Source organism: Streptomyces sp. 2114.4 (genome assembly GCF_900187385.1).
GTDB classification, from domain to species: domain Bacteria; phylum Actinomycetota; class Actinomycetes; order Streptomycetales; family Streptomycetaceae; genus Streptomyces; species Streptomyces mooreae.
On record NZ_FYEY01000001.1, the window covers coordinates 6,627,426 to 6,649,085 of the forward strand.

17 protein-coding genes and 4 pseudogenes are annotated in these 21,660 nt (G+C 67.2%); 10 read left to right on the top strand and 11 right to left on the bottom strand.

What is annotated here, in order from left to right:
- Window positions 1–9 precede the first annotated feature (9 nt).
- The 3 genes from CFW40_RS29230 (at window position 10) to CFW40_RS29240 (ending at window position 3,543) form a co-directional block, all read left to right on the top strand.
- Complete coding sequence (locus CFW40_RS29230) at window positions 10–1,278, top strand: cytochrome P450 (protein ID WP_256331224.1); 1,269 nt, start codon at window positions 10–12, stop codon at window positions 1,276–1,278.
- 23 nt (window positions 1,279–1,301) lie between these two features.
- Window positions 1,302–2,348, top strand: coding sequence for an NAD(P)-dependent alcohol dehydrogenase (locus tag CFW40_RS29235; RefSeq protein ID WP_088800814.1), 1,047 nt, complete (start codon window positions 1,302–1,304; stop codon window positions 2,346–2,348).
- A gap of 202 nt (window positions 2,349–2,550) precedes the next feature.
- Complete coding sequence (locus tag CFW40_RS29240; RefSeq protein WP_088800815.1) at window positions 2,551–3,543, top strand: diacylglycerol kinase family protein; 993 nt, start codon at window positions 2,551–2,553, stop codon at window positions 3,541–3,543.
- 128 nt (window positions 3,544–3,671) lie between these two features.
- Here CFW40_RS29240 and CFW40_RS29245 read toward each other — a convergent pair.
- A pseudogene (locus CFW40_RS29245) lies at window positions 3,672–4,118 on the bottom strand (HdeD family acid-resistance protein); the annotation flags it as partial.
- Between the two features lie 155 nt (window positions 4,119–4,273).
- A pseudogene (locus tag CFW40_RS29250) lies at window positions 4,274–5,371 on the bottom strand (glycoside hydrolase family 15 protein); the annotation flags it as partial.
- Window positions 5,372–5,538: 167 nt separating this feature from the next.
- Here CFW40_RS29250 and CFW40_RS29255 point away from each other — a divergent pair.
- A complete protein-coding gene (locus tag CFW40_RS29255) occupies window positions 5,539–6,309 on the top strand; it encodes a phytanoyl-CoA dioxygenase family protein (RefSeq protein WP_088800816.1) in 771 nt (256 codons plus the stop codon).
- Between the two features lie 385 nt (window positions 6,310–6,694).
- Here the strand turns inward: CFW40_RS29255 and CFW40_RS38360 are convergent, their stop codons facing one another.
- Window positions 6,695–6,829, bottom strand: a complete 135-nt coding sequence (locus CFW40_RS38360; RefSeq protein ID WP_256331223.1) for a hypothetical protein — start codon at window positions 6,827–6,829, stop codon at window positions 6,695–6,697.
- A gap of 499 nt (window positions 6,830–7,328) precedes the next feature.
- Here CFW40_RS38360 and CFW40_RS29260 point away from each other — a divergent pair, with 499 nt between their 5' ends.
- Window positions 7,329–9,023 (top strand): IPT/TIG domain-containing protein, encoded by a 1,695-nt coding sequence (locus CFW40_RS29260; RefSeq protein ID WP_256331222.1) that lies wholly within the window; start codon window positions 7,329–7,331, stop codon window positions 9,021–9,023.
- Window positions 9,024–9,966: 943 nt separating this feature from the next.
- Here the strand turns inward: CFW40_RS29260 and CFW40_RS29265 are convergent.
- Both CFW40_RS29265 and CFW40_RS29270 read right to left on the bottom strand, forming a co-directional pair.
- On the bottom strand, window positions 9,967–11,376 hold the full coding sequence (locus tag CFW40_RS29265) for an alpha/beta fold hydrolase (RefSeq protein ID WP_088800818.1): 1,410 nt from the start codon (window positions 11,374–11,376) through the stop codon (window positions 9,967–9,969).
- A 13-nt stretch (window positions 11,377–11,389) separates the two neighbouring features.
- A complete protein-coding gene (locus CFW40_RS29270) occupies window positions 11,390–13,408 on the bottom strand; it encodes a CHAT domain-containing protein (protein WP_088800819.1) in 2,019 nt (672 codons plus the stop codon).
- Window positions 13,409–14,826: 1,418 nt separating this feature from the next.
- On the opposite strand from CFW40_RS29270, the gene CFW40_RS37290 reads away from it, so the two are divergent.
- The 5 genes and pseudogenes from CFW40_RS37290 to CFW40_RS36350 form a co-directional block, all read left to right on the top strand.
- Window positions 14,827–15,816: a phage tail tip lysozyme gene (locus CFW40_RS37290; RefSeq protein WP_176956356.1), complete on the top strand. Its 990-nt coding sequence runs from the start codon at window positions 14,827–14,829 to the stop codon at window positions 15,814–15,816.
- A 331-nt stretch (window positions 15,817–16,147) separates the two neighbouring features.
- On the top strand, window positions 16,148–16,309 hold the full coding sequence (locus tag CFW40_RS37295; RefSeq protein ID WP_176956355.1) for a hypothetical protein: 162 nt from the start codon (window positions 16,148–16,150) through the stop codon (window positions 16,307–16,309).
- The gene (locus CFW40_RS29285) at window positions 16,306–17,094 is read left to right on the top strand and encodes a peptidoglycan-binding protein (RefSeq protein ID WP_088800821.1); all 789 of its coding nucleotides are present in this window, start codon (window positions 16,306–16,308) and stop codon (window positions 17,092–17,094) included. Before CFW40_RS37295 ends, CFW40_RS29285 begins: the two co-directional genes overlap by 4 nt.
- A 43-nt stretch (window positions 17,095–17,137) precedes the next feature.
- A complete protein-coding gene (locus tag CFW40_RS37300; protein ID WP_176956354.1) occupies window positions 17,138–17,434 on the top strand; it encodes a hypothetical protein in 297 nt (98 codons plus the stop codon).
- Window positions 17,418–17,600: pseudogene (locus CFW40_RS36350) on the top strand (transposase); the annotation flags it as partial. The gene CFW40_RS37300 and the pseudogene CFW40_RS36350, both read left to right, overlap by 17 nt.
- A 206-nt stretch (window positions 17,601–17,806) precedes the next feature.
- On the opposite strand, the gene CFW40_RS29300 reads toward CFW40_RS36350, so the two are convergent.
- From CFW40_RS29300 to CFW40_RS29320, 6 genes and pseudogenes are all read right to left on the bottom strand, one after another.
- A complete protein-coding gene (locus CFW40_RS29300) occupies window positions 17,807–18,724 on the bottom strand; it encodes an NADP-dependent oxidoreductase (RefSeq protein ID WP_088800823.1) in 918 nt (305 codons plus the stop codon).
- Window positions 18,725–18,807: 83 nt separating this feature from the next.
- Window positions 18,808–18,930 (bottom strand): nuclear transport factor 2 family protein, encoded by a 123-nt coding sequence (locus CFW40_RS29305; protein ID WP_088800824.1) that lies wholly within the window; start codon window positions 18,928–18,930, stop codon window positions 18,808–18,810.
- 282 nt (window positions 18,931–19,212) lie between these two features.
- On the bottom strand, window positions 19,213–20,397 hold the full coding sequence (locus CFW40_RS29310; protein ID WP_256331221.1) for a serine hydrolase: 1,185 nt from the start codon (window positions 20,395–20,397) through the stop codon (window positions 19,213–19,215).
- Between the two features lie 396 nt (window positions 20,398–20,793).
- Complete coding sequence (locus CFW40_RS38365) at window positions 20,794–21,063, bottom strand: substrate-binding domain-containing protein (protein WP_256331220.1); 270 nt, start codon at window positions 21,061–21,063, stop codon at window positions 20,794–20,796.
- Between the two features lie 114 nt (window positions 21,064–21,177).
- Window positions 21,178–21,374 (bottom strand): annotated as a pseudogene (locus CFW40_RS38370) (hypothetical protein); the annotation flags it as partial.
- A gap of 22 nt (window positions 21,375–21,396) precedes the next feature.
- Entirely contained in the window at window positions 21,397–21,648 is a 252-nt protein-coding gene (locus CFW40_RS29320) for an integrase core domain-containing protein (RefSeq protein ID WP_371127252.1), read from the bottom strand.
- Window positions 21,649–21,660: the final 12 nt, after the last annotated feature.

A 21,660-nucleotide genomic window follows, 5' to 3' on the forward strand; every position in this document is an offset into this window, starting at 1 on the left:
GGGTGCCTCGTGGTCGAGGAAACCCCCTGGCAGCAGGCCCTCCGCTACGCCAACCGCGCCAATCCGTACCCCTTCTACGAGGAACTGCGGAAGACACCGGTGGCGAGGCAGCCGGATGGAACCTATGTCGTCAGCACCTACCGGGAGGTCGTCGCGCTGCTCCACGACCCCCGGGTCAGTTCGGATCCAAGAAAGTGTCCCGTCCCGGTCGCGGCCCAGGACGAGGGCTCCGCGGAGCCGGTGGCCGAGCCGATCAGGGAGGCGCTGACCGAGCCGACCATCATCACCTGCGACCCGCCCGAGCACGATCGAGATCGCCGGATGATGACGCCGCACTTCGTCGGCCCGCCCCCTTCACCTCACCTGATCTCCGATCTGGAACCCGAGATTCGCCGAATCGTCACCGGCCTCCTGGACAGCATGCAGGGCAAGACCCGGATCGATGCCGTCGACGAGTTCGCCTACCCCCTGCCGGTGACCGTGATCTGCAAAGTCCTGGGCGTGCCACTGGAAGACGAGCCACGCTTCCACAGCTGGATCGAGACGGCCCTGGACGCTTTGGACTTCGGCCCCGAGGCCGCCTCCGAAGAGATCCAGAGCCGACAGGCCGGGGGGCGGCAGGCCGTGCAGGAGTTCGGGCAGTACGCAGCTGAGTTGCTCGACCGGTACGCCCAGCAGCCCGGCTCGGGCATGCTCTCGGCGATGGTGAACGACGACGGCCCGGAGGGACGGATGCCCAAGGGCGTGCTCGCGAGCAACGCCCTGCTCCTGATCTTCGCCGGGCACGAAACCACGGTCAATCTCATCTCCCACAGCGTGCTCACCCTGCTGCGGCACCCCGAGGCGCTCGAGAAGCTGCGCCGCCGGCCCGAGCTGATCGTGCCCGGGGTCGAGGAGTTGCTGCGCTTCGAGTCGTCGGTCCAGTTCTGGCACACCCGCTCCGCCGTGGAAGACATCGACATCGCAGGCACCACCATCCCGAAGGGCGCGCCGATCTTCTTGGCATACGGCTCGGCGAACCGCGACCCGAAGCGGTTCGTCAACCCTGACGAGCTGGACCTCGAACGCCGGGACAACCAGCACCTCGGATACAGCCAGGGCATCCACTTCTGCTTCGGCGCTCCGCTCGCGCGGCTCGAGGTCCAGGTCGCGGTCGGTGAGTTCGTCCGCCGGGTGGAGAATCCCCGGCTCGTGGAGGACCCACCGCCGTACCGCCACAACCAGATTTTCCGGGGCCCGCGCCACGTCCTGGTCGACATCGACGGGATCCGCGACTGAATCAGCGTGCGTAAGGGATCGCCATGCAGGCTTTTCAACTCGTCGGATGGCAGCAACCGCCCGAGCTGCGCGAGGTGCCGGTGCCCGAGCCCGGGCCGGGGCAGGTCCTGGTGAAGGTCGGGGGTGCCGGGGCGTGCCACTCGGATCTGCACCTCATGGAGGCACCCGGACCACCACCCGGGTTCGCCACAGAACTGCCCTTCACGCTCGGCCATGAGAATGCGGGATGGGTGGAGAGCCTGGGGCCGGGGGCGACTGGGTTCGCGCCCGGAGACCCTGTGATGGTCTACGGTCCCTGGGGCTGTGGGACGTGCGTCAACTGCCGGGAGGGCCGGGAGAATTACTGCCAGAAGGCCAGTGGTCAGGGCGGGGGCCTGGGCGGCGGTCACGACGGCGGAATGGCCGAGTACCTGATGGTCCCGGCGGCGCGATTCCTGATTCCACTGGGCACCCTCGACCCCCGCCAGGCTGCCCCGCTCAGCGACGCGGGGCTGACCAGCTATCACGCCGTCAAGCGATCGGTGCACCTGCTGGGGCCGGGCTCGACCGCGGTGGTGATCGGGGTGGGCGGGCTGGGCCAGATGGCCATCCAGATGGTCCGAGCGCTCAGCGCGGCGACCACCGTCGTCGCCGTGGACACCGATGCCGGCAAGTTGGAAACCGCCAAGCGCATGGGTGCGGACGAGGCTCTGCTCTCGGGCGAGGAGGCGGTCACACGCATCAAGGACATGACGGGACAACAGGGCGCTCAGCTCGTGCTCGACATGGTCGGCATGGATTCGACCCTGCGGATGGCCGCTCAGGTGGCCAGGATGCTCGGCCACCTGACCATCGTGGGTCTCGGCGGCGGAGCCCTGCCCGTCAACTTCGCGAGCCCGCCGCACGAGTGCTCGGTCTCCTCGCCCTACTGGGGCTCCCTTCCCGAACTGATGGAAATGATCACTCTCGCCCAGCAGCAAAAAATCAAGATGCTGGTCGAGCACTTCCCCTTGGAACGCGCCAACGAGGCATACCAGCTCCTGCACGACGGCAAGATCCAAGGACGCGCCGTCATCACCCCCCACCCGTGAGTACTGCCCTCAACGTGACCGGGCCGGTGCCGCAGGCCGTAACTGTCGGAGGAGACGTCATGGAGACGGTGACCGGTGCGATCGCCGGCCCGGGCCGGTGGCGGACGGCACAGACAGCAGCGGGCGTAGTAACAGCAGTTGTGCCGGCGCCTGTGACTGTGACGGGCACCGGGCTGATGAACGCGGCCTGCTGGCGGTTGCCATGACCGAGAGCGCGTTCCGACCGGTGGCCGCCGCACGGCGGCCGTATCTCATCGTGAATCCCCGTTCGGGAGGAGGAAAGGCGAGCCGCTTCCGCATCGCTGAAAGAGCCCGTGAGTCGGGGGCCCAGGTCCTCCTGCTTGATCCTTCCCGGCCCCAGGACCTGGTGGCTGTCGCCCGACGCGCAGTGGATAACGGTGCGGACCTGCTGGGAGTGGCAGGCGGAGACGGCACGCAGGCAGTGGTCGCCGGGGTGGCTGCGCAGAGCGGTGTCCCCTTCCTGGTCGTTCCGGCCGGTACCCGCAACCACTTCGCGATGGATCTCGGCCTGGACCGTGAAGACCCTTCGGCCGCGCTGGAGGCCCTGACGGACGGCGTCGAGCTGTGTGTGGATCTCGGGTACGCAGGCGAGCGGGCGTTCGTCAACAACGTGTCGTTCGGAGCGTATGCCGCCCTGGTGCAGGACCCGGCCTATCGGGACGACAAGATCGGCACCGTGGTGCGGATCCTCCCGGAATTCCTGGCCCGCCACGAGGGACCGGAGCTGGTGGTACACGCTGGGCTGCTCACTGTGGACCGGCCGGATGCCGTGCTCGTGAGCAACAACCCCTACCAGGCCGAGGACCCGGCCGGGCTTGGCCAGCGTGCGCAGCTCGACGCCGGACTCCTCGGGGTACTGGCCGCCAGGGCGGAGACGCCCGCCGAGACGGCTGCCCGGCTGCGAGGGGGGCAGAAGCACGGCCTGACCAATCTGGCCACCTCTGAGGAGGTTGTCGTCGATGCCGACGTCCCGGTCGTCCCCGTCGGGCTGGACGGTGAAGCCGTCACCCTGCCGACTCCCGTGCGGTGCCGGATCAGCCCCGGGACGCTACGGGTGCGGGTTCCCCGCCATCGACCTGACGTCGCGCACGCCGGGCGGCCGCCAGGCTGGGGCGCCATCCGGCGGGTGGCCTCGGCTGTAGGGCGCACGGTTCACGGCCGTCCTCCCGGCTGACCGAAGCCGAACGGGGCACGGCGCGGACGTCCCCGGACAGGTGCGGGATCACTCCCGATCGTGGTGGGCGGCGGTGATCTGGGGAGGGTGCCGAGCGGACGGCGGGCGGCGGACGTCGGGGCGATCGATCAGTGCTGCGGGTGCGGACGGTGGAACAGGGGGCGCCGCTGCTTGGCGGGGGGCGGAGCAAGACGGCCGACTTCGACGCGCATCATGAGGGCCCGTCCCACCTCGGACAGCCCCACGACGATGGCCATGATGCCCACCACCAGAAGGAGTGCCGCGATCGAGGCGAACGGCGAGACGATGAGCACGATGCCCGCCAGAGCACTGATGATCCCGAAGGCCACGTGCCAACCTCGGGCCGGCATGTCCTGGGCGGAGGCCGCCGCGGCCGTCTCCATGGTGCCGCGCAGCAGCCAGCTGAAGCCGATCCCCAGGGCGAGCAGCAGGACCGACTCCAGGGCGCCCCGGAAGCAGATCAACCCCAGCAGGATGGAGAACGCGCCTGTGAGGAAATGCAGCACCCGGAGATGCCGGGGCACGTGCGTGCCGAGGGCGCCGGCCAGCTCGAAAGCCGCTCGACTGGTTTCTGAGAGGCTCGGGCCGCCTCGAGTGTGAGAAGCGGACAGAGTTTTTGGACCAACTGGTGCACGGTCGCGGGTGAGAAGCCGTACAGAGGGCCGAGCTGCCGCATCGTCAGTTCTTGCAGACTGCGGAGCGGGGGAGGTCACCCCAGGGCGCGGTCGAGATTGAAGGCGGCGCTGATCAGGGCAAGATGGGTGAAGGCCTGGGGGAAGTTGCCCTGTTGCTCTCCGGTGTGGCTGATCTCTTCCGCGTACAGGCCGAGGTGGTTGGCGTAGGTGAGCATCTTCTCGAAGGCCAGCTGGGCTTCGTTCAGGCGCCCGGCGCGTGTGAGGGCCTCGACGTACCAGAAGGAACAGATGGAGAAGGTGCCCTCCTCGCCTTCCAGACCGTCCGGGCCGGCCTTGGGGTCGTAGCGCCAGACCAGGGAGTCAGAGACCAGTTCGCGGCCCAGGGCGTCAAGGGTGGACAGCCAGACGGGATCGCTGGGGGAGACGAACTTGGTCAGCGGCATCATCAGCACCGCGGCGTCGAGCACATCGCCGTCCTCGTGCTGGACGAACGCCTGCCGGGTGGGTGACCAGCCCTTGTCCATGATCCGCAAGTAGATCGCGTCCCGGACAGGCCCCCAGCGGTCGAGCTCGGCGGGCAGGCTGCGGTGCTGGGCTATGCGGATGGCGCGATCGATGGCCACCCAGCACATGAGGCGGGAGTAGAGGAACTTCTTGCGCCCGCCACGGGTCTCCCACACACCCTCGTCCGGCTGGTCCCAGTGCTCACAGACCCAGTCCACCAGTGCGCACACCGCGCGCCATTGGCCACTGGAGATGGGCCGGCGCCACATGTCATACAGATAGACGGAGTCGAGCAGGGCGCCGTAGATGTCGAGCTGCAACTGGGTGGCCGCGCCGTTGCCGACCCGCACGGGCGCCGAGCCCTGGTAACCCTCCAGGTGGGACAGCTCGCGTTCGGGCAACTCGGTGCGACCGTCGATGCCGTACATGACCTGCAACGGGCCGGACGGTGCGTGGCCGCGCCGTTCGGTGTGCCGGGTGAGGAAGCCCATGAACGCCTCGGTCTCCTCGGTGAAGCCGAGCCTGAGCAGGGCATAGACGGCGAACGCGGCGTCGCGCACCCACACGTAGCGGTAGTCCCAGTTGCGGCCGCCGCCGAGCTGCTCGGGCAGGCTGGTGGTGGGGGCTGCCACGATCGCGCCGGTGGGGGCGTAGGTGAGCAGCTTGAGTATTCAACTGTCGTCGGTTCTCCCTGGGCCCCGTCCTGCTGGTGGCCGTGCGTAGTCGCCGATGGTCTCCAACTCCTTCCCGCCGCGCCTGCGGGTGGCGGTTGAGTTCGCGATGTACGCCTGAAATTCGTTCGCCGTTGACAATTGAGTCTTGGCAACATAGGGCCATGCTGACTGATGACCAGGTCACCCGATTCATCGAGGACGGTTTCGTCAAGGTCGAGCAGGCTTTCCCCGAGGAGACGGCTGCTGAGTGCCGGACGATCCTCTGGAGGGAGACCGGCTGCGCCCCCGATGACCCGGCCACCTGGACCGAGCCGGTGATCAGGATCAACGGGCATACCGAAGAGCCGTTCCGGGAGGCCGCCAACACCCCACGGCTGACGGCCGCGTTCGACCGGCTGGTCGGGCCGGGCCACTGGGCGCCGCGCGGTGGCCTCGGAACGTTTCCGATCCGGTTCCCCAGCGCCGCGCCACCCGGCGACGATGGATGGCACCTCGACGCGAGCTTCCAAGGTGACGCCGACCCGGGCGACTACTTCAGATACCGCGTCAACGTGGCATCCAAAGGGCGGGCCCTGCTCATGCTCTTCCTCTTCTCCGAGATCGACGAAAACGACGCGCCCACGCGCATCCGGGTTGGCTCGCACCTCGACGTGGCACCTCTGCTGGCGCCCTACGGCGAGGACGGCCTCACGATGATGGAGATCTCGACGCGGGCGATACCGGCGACCGAGCATCGTCCGATCACCTTGGCCACTGGCCGGCCCGGCGATGTCTACCTGTGCCACCCGTTCTTGGTCCACTCCGCCCAAGCGCACCACGGCACCCGGCCACGGTTCCTCGCCCAGCCGCCCCTGGACCCGGTCAAGCCGTACGACGTGGACCACGGGACATCGCCGGTCGAGCAGGCGATCCGCCGAAGCCTCGGCCGGTAGCCACGGCTACGGGGCAGTTCGCGTAATGACGGTGGCAGTTGGACCAGCGGTACAGCCGTTGGCGCTGAGATCGATCTTGTTCGGTGATCCGGGAACCGCTGTAGGGGTATCGCCGAGGGCTGTAGGGGTATCGCCGGGGTGAGCCCCAAAGGGGCCATAGGATGATCTTGCTCGAGGAGTGATGAGCCGAACTCCGGTGTGCGGTGGGCGGAGTGGCCCGTGTCCTTGAGCGGCGGCGTGAGGTTCGGCGCCGGCGGGGACCGAGGCGGTTGTCGTGGGACGAGGCGGCGGAACGAGCCGCTGAAGATCTGAGCGCTGCGACGGTGTCCGCCACGAACTTCACCACCGGCGGCGCCACATCCGCCGAGACGATCACCACCGCGAACTACTGGTCCGGACCCGCGACCAGTACGAACGGCACCGTCACGGCCTCACCGGGCCGGAGCGACGCCTCGGCCAAACCGGCGCTCAGCAGCCCGAGACCGGCCTTCACCTCCACCGGCAGCGGGAACAGCTCCACGGGCTGGACCCCACCGTGGTGATCACGATCCCCGCCACCGCGGCGATGGGCACCTACACGGGCACCGTGCCCCACTCCGTCGCCTGACGCCACGCCACGCCAAGGCTCGGCCGCGGCCGCTGCGGAGGCCGGCGCTGCACGCATCGTGGCGCGGCTTTCCCGCCCTGCCAGGCGGGGCCTTCGAGAAGCCGCCGGCGTCACGCACTGGGCTGTTCGGGTGATTCGCACAACCAAGCCTTGTCACCCATTTGATATTATGTGTCACTTTGAGTAGTGGAACCGGTGGGCTGCCCATCCCTTGCCGGGGGCCGTGCTTGAGCGGTCGCAGCGGTTCTCCTGCGTGGCACCAGCGAGGACCGTCGGCCGCCCCAGCGCGGGCCGACCCGCCGCAGGCGGAGAGTCTCGTGGCGGCATCAACCGCAGCCACTGTCCCGGGGACTGATCTCCGCCCGGCGCAGTGGCCTGCGGGGCCCCGATCCGCACTCAGAAAGGCCGCGCCGTGACCGACTTGACCCGACCCGATGCGCTGCTGTCCGCCGTCGCGCTGCTCCGGCAGCGCTTTACTGCGCTGTCGGCTGACACCACGATCCCCGTCGGCCTCTCCCCGCTGGGGGTGGCACTGTCCCCGGACGGGGGACGCGGCTATGTCGCGAACCGGGGGTCGAACACCATCAGCGTGATCGACACCGCCACCAACACCGTCACCGCGACCGTTGCCACTGCGGGCGGCCCGACCCTCACGGTGGTCTCCCCGGACGGCACCCGCGTCTACGTGACCCTGAACGACGCCGGCGCCCTCGGGGTGGTCGACACCGCCACCAACACCCTCACGGCCACCGTCGCGGTCGGGGCCGGAGCCCTCGGGGTGGCGCTCTCCCCGGACGGCGCCCGCGCCTACGTCACCGGCCAGACCTCCAACACCCTCAGCGTGGTCGACACGGCGACCAACACCGTCACCGCCACCGTGACCACCGGCCCCGTGCCGATCGGCGTCGCCGTCACCCCCGACGGGGCCCGTGCCTACGTCTGCTGCGTCGGCGACAGCGCGGTCAGGGTGGTCGACACCGCGACCAACACCGTCACGGGCAGCTTCACCGCCGGCGACGTGCCGGTGATCGTCGCCTTCAGCCCGAACGGCACCCGCGCCTACGTCTGCAACGCGGGCGGCAACAGCGTCAGCGTGATCGACACCGCCACCAACACCACCGTCGCCACCGTCGGGGTGGGCACCCTGCCGCGTTTCGTGGCCGTGAGTCCGGACGGGACCGCCGCCTACACCGCCGACTTCACCGACAACACCGTCACCGTGATCGACACCGCGACCAACACCGCCACCGGCAGCCTCCCCGTGGGCAACGGCCCCGTCGGCATCGCGGTCACCCCCGCCGGGAACCGGCTGTACGTGACGGACAACACCGACAACGCCGTCAGCGTGATCGCCCTGACGCTCGTGCCCAACAAGGGCACCACCGCCGGCGGCACCATCGTGACCCTCCGAGGCCACAACCTGGCCGGAGCCACCGCCGTGCGCTTCGGCGACACCCCCGCCACGATCCTGGCCGACACCGCGACCTCGGTCACCGTCCGCACCCCCGCCGGATCGGGCGCGGTCCCTGTCACCGTCACCACCCCGGGCGGTACCGCCGTCTTCGGCACTTTCTACTACCTCCCCGCCCCGCTGCTGACCGGGATCACCACCAACGGCGGCGAACCCGCCATGGGCCCCGTCACGGGCGGCGGTACCGCGGTCATCACCGGGGCCAACCTGGCCGGAGCCACCTCGGTGCGCTTCGGCTCCCGAACGGCCACCATCGTGTCCGCCACCGACACCGCCGTCACCGTCACCATCCCCGCCGCCCCGTCCTCCGGCCCGGTTCCCGTCACCGTCATCACCCCCGGCGGCAGCGCCGGCGGCCTGACCTTCATCTACCTCGACACCCCCACCGTGACCGGCGCCAGCCCCGCCTCCGGATCCACCGGCGGCGGCACCGACGTCACCCTCACCGGCGACCGCCTGGCCACCACCCAGGAGGTCACCTTCGACAACGCGCCCGCACCGTTCGCCGTCATCTCCGACCACGTGATCACCGCCACCGCCCCACCCCACCCCGCCGGCGACATCACCGTCACCGTCACCACCCTCGGCGGCAGCACCACAAGCACCTACACCTACCTCGACGCCCCCGGCGTCTGACCCCGCCGGCCCGGCCACGGCACGGCGCGAGCGCCGTGGCCGGGTGGCCTTGCACGCTGTACGCCTGCGTGCCCCCGCTGTGGGTCCGCTCGTTGTATCCGCCACCTGCGGCCGCAGGGCGGCGGTGCACCGATTCCCACCCCCCGGCTCCGTGCACCGCCGGGCCCGGCTTCAGGGCCAATCGCCGGTGCGGGCGCTCGCTGGCAGCGGCTTTCCGCAGTGCCCGCACCGACGCACCTGCCTCGCCCACATGGTCACTCCGGCCGGGCTCGGCCTGGCCACCGCCATGTCTTCACCGCACGCCGAGCCGGGGACTGTCAGCACCAGAACTCGGCGCCACCCGCGTCGGCCAGTCGGGCTCGGCGGGCTCCTCCTGGTCGTCGCGGTCGCTCCAGGTGCCGAACGGTCCGGGCAGCCCGAGTGCCTCAGCGCTGCCTCCAGATCGCCCGTCCCGTGGTGGCCGAGGCGTTCTCGTCCAGCCCGAGCGAGTCAATCCAGGCCCTGGTTGATGACGCCCGCGTCAACGCCCCGCGCCTGAGGACAGTTCGGCTCCCGTCCCCTCTCGACAGAGGGGACGGGCGCCGAGCGATGCCGGAAGGGCACAGACGACGGAGATGGAGTGCGCGGGCCGCGGCACAGCTGACCTAAAGCGCATCCGGGGGGCGCTACGCTCGTGGACTTCCGGCTGACCTGCTGACCTCGGACACCGCCTACATGCCCGGTGGCGTCATCACCATGGATGGCGCGGCCAGCACCTGACCCCACACCCACGAACGGCCACACGCCAGGAGCTCCGGTGGACGAGTCCGGCACACCTTGGGACCGGTCCGGAAGCGACAGCGGACCAGTCCAGGGCGGCCTCGGCGCTCCGCACCTTCGTTGTACTCGGCGTCGTGCCGGTCACGAGCACCAGGGCGCTGTGCGGTAGCCGGCCGGAGAGCATTCACCAGTCTGCTCCAGCAACGAGAAAGATATCTGACACGGGGGCAGCGGCCGCCTTGCTGGCGATCTGGATGTCGTAGGTGCCGGTAGGGAGCAGACCGAGGCGAAGAGGCTGCTGTTGTCGTGTCACCGTGACCGGGCGGTCGAGCACAGTGGTGTTGTTTTCCCGGTTGTGCACGGTGACCTTCGCCTCGACCTGGGCCAGCTGGCTCTCACTGGCTCTGCTGTTCATGGAGAGGTCCACGGTGACAGGCTCGTCCGGGAGGTAGAGGTCATCACCGCGGTAGCTGAACCAGGTCGTCACGGCGTCGCGCAGATCCATCGCCGAGCGGGCGTGCAGGGTTTCGAGCAGCCCTTTCAGGTGGTCCTGCATGGAGCGCTGACTCTGCAATTGTGCGTGCAACTGGGGTGTGAACGTACGGGCGTCCTTGGCGCCGGAGAGATAGGCGGAGATGCTGGGCACAGTGCCGTCGCCTGTCTCGTCATCCCCGCCCCGGTCCATCAGGAGTTCCAGCTTCTGTCCGGTGAGGCGGCAGGACTGCCGCGTGGGCTGGTCGGTCCCGACAATGGGGTGGTACGTGACCGGGTTTTTCTGCCATGCGGCGGAGGCGCGGTTCTCGGTGGCAGCGTCTTCCATTTCCTTCTGGAACTGCGTTACGTGGTCGTCCCAGGCTGTCTTCCACTCCGGCAGTCCGGCACGCGCCGGGGTAACGGCTTGGCCGTCGGCGCCGTATATGCAGCGGTAGACGGGGACCAGTTGGTGCAGGGACGTGAGGGAGCGCAGCATGGTGGTGAGGTCTGGTACGAACGGGCCGAAGTTCTTGCGGAACCCGTTCACCAGGAAATCGACCGCATTCAAAGACCCGTAGAACGGGGTGCCGAAGGTCACCACGGCCCTGGTGTTCTCCCAGCCGCCGAGCACCTCGACGAAATAACGAGCGACCAGCCCTCCCATCGAGTGTCCGACCAGGACGAGTTGTGCATCGTCGCCGCCGGGGCCCTGACGCCATGCGTTGAGCCAGGTTCGGCTCTCCTCGGCTAGACGGCGCGCGGAGGCCCGGTTGTCACGGCGCCAGTCGTACGGGAACGGGAAGAAGTTGCGCCCCTCCGTCAGATCGAACTGGTCCAGCAGAAAATTCCTGATCGCGGTGTAGCCGTCGATCTTCCACAGCCCGGGAAGGGTGTGGATATCTGGCACCAGGCGGTCGGCGACGATCCCGTCCCCGAGGTCGGGGGCATGCCAGTCGTCGCCCTGGAGAGCCAGTGAGGTCACCGACTCGCCGAGGGTGCGCAGGGCGTTGAAAGCCGCGCTGGGTGTCGGGGCCCAGATATCCTTGCCATCCTTTTTCAAAACACTTCCGGTGATACCAGGCAGAAGGACGATGATATCGCCGAACGGGGTTTTGCTCATGATCCGGCCTCCTTCAGGGCAGTACGGGGCCACGGATCCGGTCGGTCGGGTCGCCGTAGTGCTGATAGGCGGCCCATGCGTTCCAGCGATGATGGTCCGGAGGCGCGGCTTCGTATGTCTTTCGGCGGGCAATCTGGACGGCATCGCCCACCGTCTGTGTTCCGCCGAACAGCTCCTGGTACAGGACGTCAGCGAATATCTGGGCCTCTTCGTCAGGCACCTGCCATGCCGCGCCGATGTAGTGCAGCACGCCCGCCCGCAGGAATTCGTCGGCGACATTCAAAGCTCCGGCAGCTGAAGGTTTCACCTTTGCTGAATAGCAGGCGTTGGCGACGACTATCCGAGGTGGCCGGGCGAGTTGCGCCAACTCCCGTGCCGTCAGCAGACCATCAGAGAAGACCCAGCCGGACGGCCCGGCTTCGTTGAATGTGCCGTGCCCGCAGTAATGGACGATGTGATACCGCCCGCTGAGCAAGGCACGCAGGACATCGATACGGCTCGCCGGCCTTTCATCCGGCTCCCGCAGTTCATAATTCGGCGCGCCTATCAACGCCTGGACACTGACGTTATTGCGGCGCAGTACATTCTTGACGGTACGCGCCTCTGCCTGGGCCTTTGCGAGGCTCATGCCCTTCGCTGGATCGCCGGGGTCACCGATGACGAGTGCCTGCGGCGGTCCGCCCCTCAGTTCCTCGGCGACGTCGACGATCTCGGCCGCCGAGTACTCGGTGCGGAGAATTCGAGAAATGGGAGTGCGGACAGCCAGTGGGATTTGACCGCTGCCCACATCCGGCTGGATGTCGGCCAGGAACTCCCAAGGCACTATCGCCGTACTCTGGTCAACTTCCAGGACCACCGGCGCCTCGTCCGAAACCAGCCACTGAAACTCGGTCGGTACCACCAGTCGGGAAAGAAGATGGGGGAGTTCGCGTGCGTCCGTGACGGTTGGTTCGGTGAGACGGTCCGCCAGTTGACGGAGCAGATCCCCGTCGACGGGTACGTTGCGCTCCGGCAGCGTGGCGCGCTCGGCCAGAGCCGTCCAGCGCAAACTTTGTTCCCCTTTCAGAACCGAGAAATTGACCGGAAGCGAGTCCTGTGGCCCCGAGGAAATATGAGTGGATATTGTGATGTCGGTGGGGTCGACGTGCCCGAGGTCGAAAAGCGTCCGGCTGACCTCGTCACGGAGACGATCGTTCGGGATTCCCGCTAGCACTGCGCGCAGAGCCAGGCCGTCGCTTGCGGCATCCGGCCCGCCCTCACCCTTCTCCAACGCTGCGACTGCCCCGGCAAGGCGGACGAGTTCGGCCACCGCGTAGGCAGCCGCTGAAGTGCGCTTGACCCTTCCACCGGCAGCTTCGGTCACCTCGTCCGCGACGTCGAGGTACCGCAGGGCGTCGCCGCTCACGCGCAGGGCGCGACGCAGCTTCTCGGCGCGCAGCCGATCGATCTCGACGATCAGCACCTCGGTCAGTGTCGGGAGCGCGGCAGCTTTCAGCGCAGCCACGAAGCCACGGATGAGGGCGCGCGCGGCATGTTTCACCGGCAGGTTCTCGGCGCCCGAACCGATGAGTACAGTCGCCGCCTTGCCTACATGACCGAGCGCCAGCAGCTCGCTGAGGAGGGACTCGTACAGGCGCGTAGCGCGCCGCTCGGTGAAGGTGCCCATCCGGCCCATGCCCACGACAGCGGCGGAATGGACCGAATCGCCGGCCTGGCAAGGGAAGTACGACACTTTTCCCAACTTGGCGTCGATCCAGCCACGCCGATTGTGTTCCGCGATTACCTGCCGCTCACCGGCCGAGATCGTCCGGTCCAGCGCACGCTCCGCGGCCGTGGGTGCGATGCCCTGGTAGTGCCCGGTGACATGCAAGTCGGCCCTTACCTGGGGGAGGTCACCCCACACCACAGTCACCCTGAGGCGGGATGCCGGGGCTGCGTCCGGCTCCGCCTGGCGTTGGGGTGGTGCCGAGATATTGCCAGGCGCCAAGGTGTGCTCGACAAGATCTTCGATGCCGTTCTTGGGAGCACTCATCAGGGCCTCACTCGTCGAGCCGGCCACTACGCCCGCCCGCGCCGTGACGCTAAGTCAGCAGCCGGTAGAATCTATATATTTCGTCTATTTTATCCAGTTATTCACGAAGTCGTGCGACTGTCAAGACTCAGCAGATCCGCCCGCGAGGGCCCAGGACTCGTCAGCTCAAGAGGACCTAGGCGGACCTCGGTGCACAGGCGTACCGCGTGCCGCACCCGTTGGTCCGGCCATGCAGAAGATGTGGTTGCACAGGTAACCACCTGCATGGTCGGAACGGCTGACGGGAATTTCCTGTGCACGCAGGCGTACGCTGGCGGCTACTCAGCGCCTCGGCCATGAAGTTGTCGTAGTTTGTCGTCAGGTAAACAGGGACCGGGAAAACGGCTAGCAGTGCGTGGGGCTCGACCGGATCACCGTAATTCGGGGGCCGAACATTCGCAAAGCGTTCGTTGACCAACTTCTGCTTGAGAAAGCCGCCGTCAACTCCCTCCTTGATCACCGCGTAGTGCATGACCCGGGCCAGGTTCGTGCGGTCGCTGAACGGATAGCTGTACTTGGTGGCCCACTCTTCTGCGAGACGGGAGGCGGTCGGCAGCGTGTCCCCCTTGGCTCCCGCTCCGAGAAAGGGGGGCATTCTCCCGCCTTCAGCTGGTCGATCAGTCGATTCCAGTCCCTCTCGTCCATCGAGTGCCCCTGGGGTTTGCTGGAAGCCGCCCTTATAGTCACGATGCGTGAGGGGTCGCGAGGTCGCAACTCGTCATTGAGGCTGTACGCCGGAGGTCATCCATCGCGATCTGGCATGGAACGAAGGGAAGCTGCCTTGCCACGGGTTGGGGCGGGCTATGCACCGCTCTGCGCTGATGCGCTGCTGGTGGGTCCCGCAGTCGGGCATGTGTGTGTGCTCTCCGAGGTGATCCGGACGGCCGAGGCCGCCGGGAGGAGGGCGACAGCTGATGAGTTTCTCCGTGATTCGCAGTGTCAGTCATCGGCACGGCAAATGTGAACACCGGGCCCCACCGAAGACCCGGACGTCTCACCGCCGACTGTGCACGAGCTCGTTAGTCGCTGTGAGAGATGTCTATGCGTTTGGTCGTCGCGATTATGCCCGTGCCTGAAGCTCATGTTGTCCGGTAGCGCGTCCCAGACGTGTGACCCCGCGTGACAGCCTGCCAGGCGGCCGCGTTTGGTTACCTGATGGCCGCGTAATGTGATGCAGAGCGGGCTGCAATGCTTCGCAGTACAATGAGATTGGTTTTGGGTTGGGCTTCGAACGGGGCTAGGGCGATCGCCACTGGCGGCCCACCAGTGCACAACTCGAAGACAGCATGTCTGTCCTCCCCTTACCCGGCTTCTCCAGCCGTGGTGGACGCCGTGCGCCCTCGCGACCGGCGAAGCGGGCTTCGCGCGAGGAGCCTGAAATGGACGACAAATTTTCGCACATCGAAGCAGGGCATCTTCCAGCCGATGCCGACTCTCCCGGCCCCGGACTGGGACACGCGCCCGCCGCGGTCGCGGTGGTTCCGTCGGCTGGCGACTGGACAAAGGTTGGAACCGACGACCGCATGCGTTACTGCATGAAGCAACTCGTCGACCGGTACGGTTTTCCGCCCGCAGGCGCCGCCGGGATCGTCGGGAACTTGTGGGCAGAGTCGGGCATTCTGCCGAATCGCATCGAGGGCAGCTCGCCGTCCACCCCGATGCGAGCGAAGAACTTCGCCGGAGTAACCACGAATTTCACAGCCGCCCAAATCATGGATCGGAAATCACCTCATCAGGGGCCCAAGCTACCCGGCGTCGGCCTCGCCCAGTGGACTTCGCCCTCTCGGCGGTCGGGGCTTTTCAGCCACGTTTACAACGGAGCTGCGCTCGGGGCGGACGTCCTGTTCAACATGGATGCCCAACTGGACTATCTCGACCACGAATTGCGTACGAGCTACTCCGGAGTCCACCATGTCCTTTCCAGCCAGGTGGTGTCGGTTGAGGCTGCAAGCGACGAAGTCGTTTACAACTTCGAAATTCCAGGGGCCATTCTCAGCGGCCACAGCAAACTGCCACGCGCCGACGCCCGCGTGCAGACGGTCTTCAAGCAACGCCGCTCACCATCGAACAGGGCATTGACCGCCTACCAGTCAGGTGACGGCCCCGCCGGCCCCGCCACCTTCGAGCCGTTCCCTGGTGCGTCGTTCTTCCACACGGGACGGAAATCGCCGATCATCGCCGCCATGCACCAGCGGCTCGTCGCCGAAGGCTGCAACCGGTACCAGTCGAGCGCCAACGCCGACGTATGGGGCCCGGGCGATGTGAAGTCCTACGCCGCCTGGCAGGAGAAGCTCGGCTTCGAAGGTGACGATGCCAACGGCACCCCCGGCAAGACCAGTTGGGACAAACTGCAGGTTCCCAACGTCTAGGAAGCTGCCTATTCGACCGCTACATCAACCAGCAGTTCTACGCCTCGACTCAGTGGCCTCAGATTCGAATCCAGATCATCGTTCGTGACGATGGATGTGATCTTGGTGTAGATGGCTACGAGAGTTACGACCGTATCTACATCCAAATGAATTCGATGACGGTTGACGACATCTCGACTGGTGACGCGAGAATTCCTGACCCAGAGCACCTGATCTCAACAACCATCGAACCTACCACGCCATTCACAACGGCGACGAGAGGATTCTTCCCGGCCGCTCGTCGAACGTAGAACTGGCGACACAAAGTTCTGGTAACTGAAAGGACGGCGTCATGCCCGATAAGAACTTCGACGACGAGGACGTGAAGGCGGCCCTCGAGAAGACCGACACCGCCGACGGACCCGGCACCGACAACCTCGATGACCTTCCGGAGAGCGACTTCGTCGCCTTCGCCGAGGACGGCGTCGAGAACGACGCGGAGGACCCCAAATGACCGCCACCATCGCTTACGACCGTACCGTCTCGAACCTCATCGGCAAGCTCAACGCGACGGGCCACGTCACCCACAAGTCCTACAGGAAGACGTCGGTCACGCTGCACCACAACGCCGGCCGGTATTCGCACCAGGGTTTGCTCGACCTCTGGACGAAGCGTCGGGCTTCGGCCCACTTCGACGTGGACGCCGCCGGTGCCGTCGCTCAGTACGTCAAGGTGAACGAGTATGCCTGGGCCGTCGGCGACGTGCCCGGCAACCAGAGGTCGATCAGCATCGAAATGGCGGACGAAACGCTCGCGCCCGGCTGGAAGGTCGCCGAGACCACCTGGACGAACGCCGCACGACTCGCCGGCTGGCTCTTCGCCAAGGTGATCGGCGAACGCCCCAGCAAGAGCAACCTCTTCTACCACCACCACTGGTCCTCGACCGAGTGCGCCGGCCCGTTCATGGACCAGATCTACGACAAGGCCCTCGCGGCGGCTCAGGAGGCGTACGACCACTTCAAGGATTCACACCCCGTCCCCGGGCCGGCTACCGAGCCGTTCCCTGGTGCGTCGTTCTTCCACACGGGACGGAAATCGCCGATCATCGCCGCCATGCACCAGCGGCTCGTTGCCGAAGGCTGCAACCGGTACCAGTCGAGCGCCAACGCTGACGTATGGGGCCCGGGCGATGTGAAGTCCTACGCCGCTTGGCAGGAGAAGCTCGGCTTCGAAGGTGACGATGCCAACGGCACCCCCGGCAAGACCAGTTGGGACAAGCTGCAGGTCCCCAACGTCTGACCGCCCTCGTTGATGGCTTGGGAGGCACCAGGTCTCTTGCCGGATGGACGAGCGTGGCCAGGAGACGGTCGACGAACACCAGCCGGTGCTTCGCACCGGCGCCCACGGCTCGCTTCCGCGGCCGGGAGGCCGGCCTGGCCTGATGCCGTTCCAACCACAACGGATCTACTTCGGGCAGGAGTTCAGCGATCGCATCGGCCGCCAGGCCCGTGATCCGCCGATCGCTGATGATTGCCGCACGGTTCGCATTCCCCACCACGCCACCGTGATCGACGATCAAGAGCTCATCGCACTTCACCGCCAACCATGCACGAGCTCGTCAGGTGAGGAGCCCGGATGACTTGTGGGGGCGGTTCGAGCCTCTGTTGCCAGTGCGTGAGTGCAGATCCCGCAACGCTGGGCGCCTGCCGTGGGACGACCGGTGGTGTCTGCAGGGGATTCTGTTCGTACTGCATACCGGTATCCCATGGGAGTGGCTGCCGCAGGAGCTCGGCTTCGGTGCCGGTCGGGAAACCGTCACCGTGACGGTTTCCCGACCGGCGGCAAGGCTGCGTCACCCGCCGGCAGCAGCGACCGCGGCGACGATTCCGGCGGCGTGGGCCTTGAAGCGCCTCGTTCACGAGCCATCGGTCGGGTCGCACGAGCGGCCACGCCTCGGCCTGTCTGAACTTCCCGCTCGTCAGCTCCTGCTGCTCCAGCCGTTCCAGGAAGCTCAGGGGCGCACGCGAATGACGGTCTTGCCCTTGCGCCGCTCGGTCGGGTTGAGCGCGGGGACGGCGTCGTCGAGGGTCGCGACGGTTCCAATGTGCGTGCGAAGGCGCCCGTCCCGCACCCGGTCGACGATCTCCACCAGCTGACTCGGAACGGACTCGACGACGAAGTCGACCGCGAGACCGTCGACAGGGCGAGTCTCAGCAGGCCCGACCACCGACACCAGCGTCCCGCCAGGCCGGATGATGCTCGCCGAGCGCCTCTGGATGTCACCACCGATGACATCGAAGACCAGGTCGACCCCTCCGATGTCTTCGAGATCCTCGTCGTCGAGGGCGAGGAACTCGTTCGCGCCGAAGTCGAGCGCCGCCTGACGGTCCGGCTCCCGCCCGGTACCGATGACGTAGGCGCCGAACTCCCGGGCGAGCTGCGTCACCACGGATCCGACCGCGCCAGCGGCGCCGTGTGCGAGGACGCTCTGCCCCGCCTGAAGACGACCGTGCCGGAACAGGCCTTGCCATGCGGTCAGGCCGGAGATCGGCAGGCTCGCACCCACCGTGAAGTCGACGGCCCCGGGCAGCGGCGCGAGGTTGCGTGCCTCCACGGCCGCGTACTCGGCCAGGGTTCCATCGCGGTGCCAGTCCGTGATCCCGAACACCCGCTGGCCCAGCGAGAGTCCCGTCGTGCCGTAGCCGAGGGAGGTGACCACTCCGGCGAACTCGTGGCCGATGATCGCCTGGGCTCGGTCGTGACCGGAGCGATCGACCCACGTCGAGGGCCATTCCCACTCTGCCGGGACGAAGCCCGACGCATGGACTTCAACGACGACGTCGTTGATCGCCGGCGTCGGCTCAGGCCGCTCCGCCAGCTTGATCCCGGCCGCTTCCGCGCCCTGATCAGTCGCGACGATTGCCTTCATTTCTCTCTCCACATACCTCGTGCTCGCTGGCCCTGTGCTCAGGTCTGTGACTGTGGGTTTTTGTCCGGAGTAATTGTCAATTCCTATGGATCGATGGCGCCGCCCGGTGATGCGCTGAGGTGTTCGTGAAGCATCTGCCAGGTTCCGGCGTGGTTGACGAGCACGTTGGTGCCGCGGCCTCTTCCTGATCGCGGCTGGCCGTCGATGGTTCCGGTCCAAGCGAATCGGTAGCGTCATACACGAGCCAACGGGCGCCCTTCGCCGTGGTCGCGGCCAGCACAAACATCGGACTCATTCATCTAGGATCACCTCGTACCGTGACCGGGGAACGACGACAGCGGTGCGCTCACGCACGGCCTGGCTCCCCTCACTCGTCACGGAACGCGCGCCGCGAGAACGGGGCGGCGCGCACTGCCTGGTGAGAGCCGGTCGGCGGCGGAGCACTGGATTTCCCTCTCTTCCGCCCGCACCGGCCCCGGCATCCTTGCCTACCTGGCCGCGGGCTCCGCGGGCAGGTTGAAGACGTGGCCCGGCGTGACGATCTTCGTGATCTCCTCGCCGAAAAGCGTGGTGGGCTCCTGGTTGTCATGGTCGATGTCGGTGTTCAACAGGACGACGAGGGTCGCCCGTGCCGACGGCAGATAGACCACCAGGGACTCGTAGCCCGGCAGCGAACCGTTGTGCCCGATCCACCCCTGGACGCTGAAGATGCCGAGGCCATACCCGATGCCCGGGATGGGGGTCGGTGGTGTGGTGAGCCGCTGCTTCTGCAGGGCGGGACTGATCAGGTCGCCGCCGCCGGGCAGTTTGCCCGTGGCCACCGCACGCGCCCATACGCGCAGGTCCTGCAGATTGGAGATCATCGCGCCGGCCGCCCAGGCCCATGAAGAGTTCCAGTCGGCCGCGTCCTGGACGTCGCCGTTCGCGGTCTGGGTCGTGTACCCCTGCGCGTGCGGAGTCGGGAACGTGGCGTCGACCGGCAGGAGCGTGTGGTCCAGGCCGGTCGGTTCAAGGACGTCCTTCTTGATGTAGTCGTGCAGTTGCTGACCGGTGACTTTCTCGATGACGAGGCCGAGCAGGATGAGGTTGGTGTTGGAGTACTCGTACTTCTTTCCCGGCGGGAACAGCACAGGGTGCTGGAAGGCGTAGCTGAGCAACTCCTTCGGGGCGAACGGCTGGTGTGGGTCGTACGTCAATGCCTGGTAGAAGGCCTCGTCCTTGGAGTAGTTGAACAGGCCGCTGCGCATCCCGGCCAGCTCGCGCAGGGTGATCTTGCTTCCGTTGGGTACGCCTTCGACGTACTTCCCGATCGGATCGTCCAGGTCCACCTTGTGCCGGTCGACCAGCTGCAGCAGCGCCGTCACGGTGAACGTCTTTGTCACGCTCCCGATCCGCATGTACAGATCCGGCGACATGGCCTGGCCGTTGCTCTGGTCGGCGAGCCCGAAGGACCGCACATAGTTACCGTCGGGCGTCCACAGTCCCACGGTCACACCCGGGATGTTCGCCTCCCGCATGATCTGCTGGACGACGGTGTCGAGTTGCTGCGTTACGCCAGGGGTGATGTCACGGACCTCGTCCGGGGACGCCGATGGGGAAACGGACGGCGACGGTTTCGCCGGCACGGCGGGGCCACCGCATCCGGCCACGCCCGCGACCGGCAGTGCGAACATCCCTGCCGCGGCAGCCGTCGCAGCAGCCCGACACAAACGGGAATGCGTCATGGAGTGACTCCCCACCATGCGAGGCCACGTTCCGCAACTCCGAGCACGAGCGTGTGTGCACACCCGTGTGAGCACCAGCGCGGGATGAACATGCGTCCGCCTACGGCGCGACTGCACAGAAGCCGCAGGTCACGGCAATGCCCTGGGACACGGGCCGCAAGGTCCTGAACCTCCAGCATAAGAGCGCCCGCGCCCTGCCGCGCGTCGGCGCCCGACGCCATCCGGTCGGCGCCGTCCGGGTGATCCCGTCAGCCTTGGGTCCTCAGCCCGGAGCCCTGGAGCCCTGTTGTCGGCCTCGCGCCTGCCGGGCGACGCCTGGCCTGTCCGGCGGGCGGACGACGGGAGTTACGACAGGGCCCGGCGCGGCGCCGCCGTGGTCGCGCGGACCACGAGTCGCGGCGCGATGACGGTCTCGGGGCCCGGCGCCGCCTCCGCCTCCATCCGGGCGATGGCCCGGCCGACGGCGAGTTCCGCCAGGCGCGGGATGTCCTGTCCGACAGTGGTCAGGCCGATGTGGGCGAGGCGGGCCAGGCGGCTGTCGTCGAAGCCGACCACGGACATCTCGTCGAGGACGGGACACCGGCGCGCAGGAAGCGTCGAGGACACCCGTCGCACAGCGGGCGTTGAACGCGAGGACCGCGCTGGGCCGTGGACGGGCGGCCAGCAGAGTGCGGGCGGCCGCGGCGCCGTCCTCCTCGGTGAGTCCGCCGGGCAGGACGCGGATGTGGTGACCCGGTCCTCGCAGTCGGCCGTGTCGATCCGCCCGGTCAGCAGATCGGCCCGTGCCGTGCGCAGCTCGATGGTCTGCGGGAACGAACCGATCGTCGTTGTGGCAGCAGCGGCAGTCCGAGGTGCGCGCGCTGGACTGCGGTACGGTCGGTATATGGCCAGGAGCGGCGCCAGTCGGCGTCGGTTGTCGAAACGCTCTAGGTGTGCAGCTGACGGGGCCTATGACAGTGGGTTCTGGGCTTTCTGTCGGAGTCGTTCGTAGGGTGTCTGGGCGGTGAGTGCGCCGTGGGGGCGATCGTAGTTGTAGTAGTCCTCCCGCTCCTGGAGCTTGGTGTTGAAGAGGTTGACGTCATCGATGACGTGCACCTCCAGGAGGCGGTAGAACTCTTCGGAATCGATGCGGTGAGATCGTTCGACCTTGCCGTTCAGCCGCGGGGTGCGGGGCCTGATGCGGACGTGGCCGATGCCCATGTCGAGCAGGTG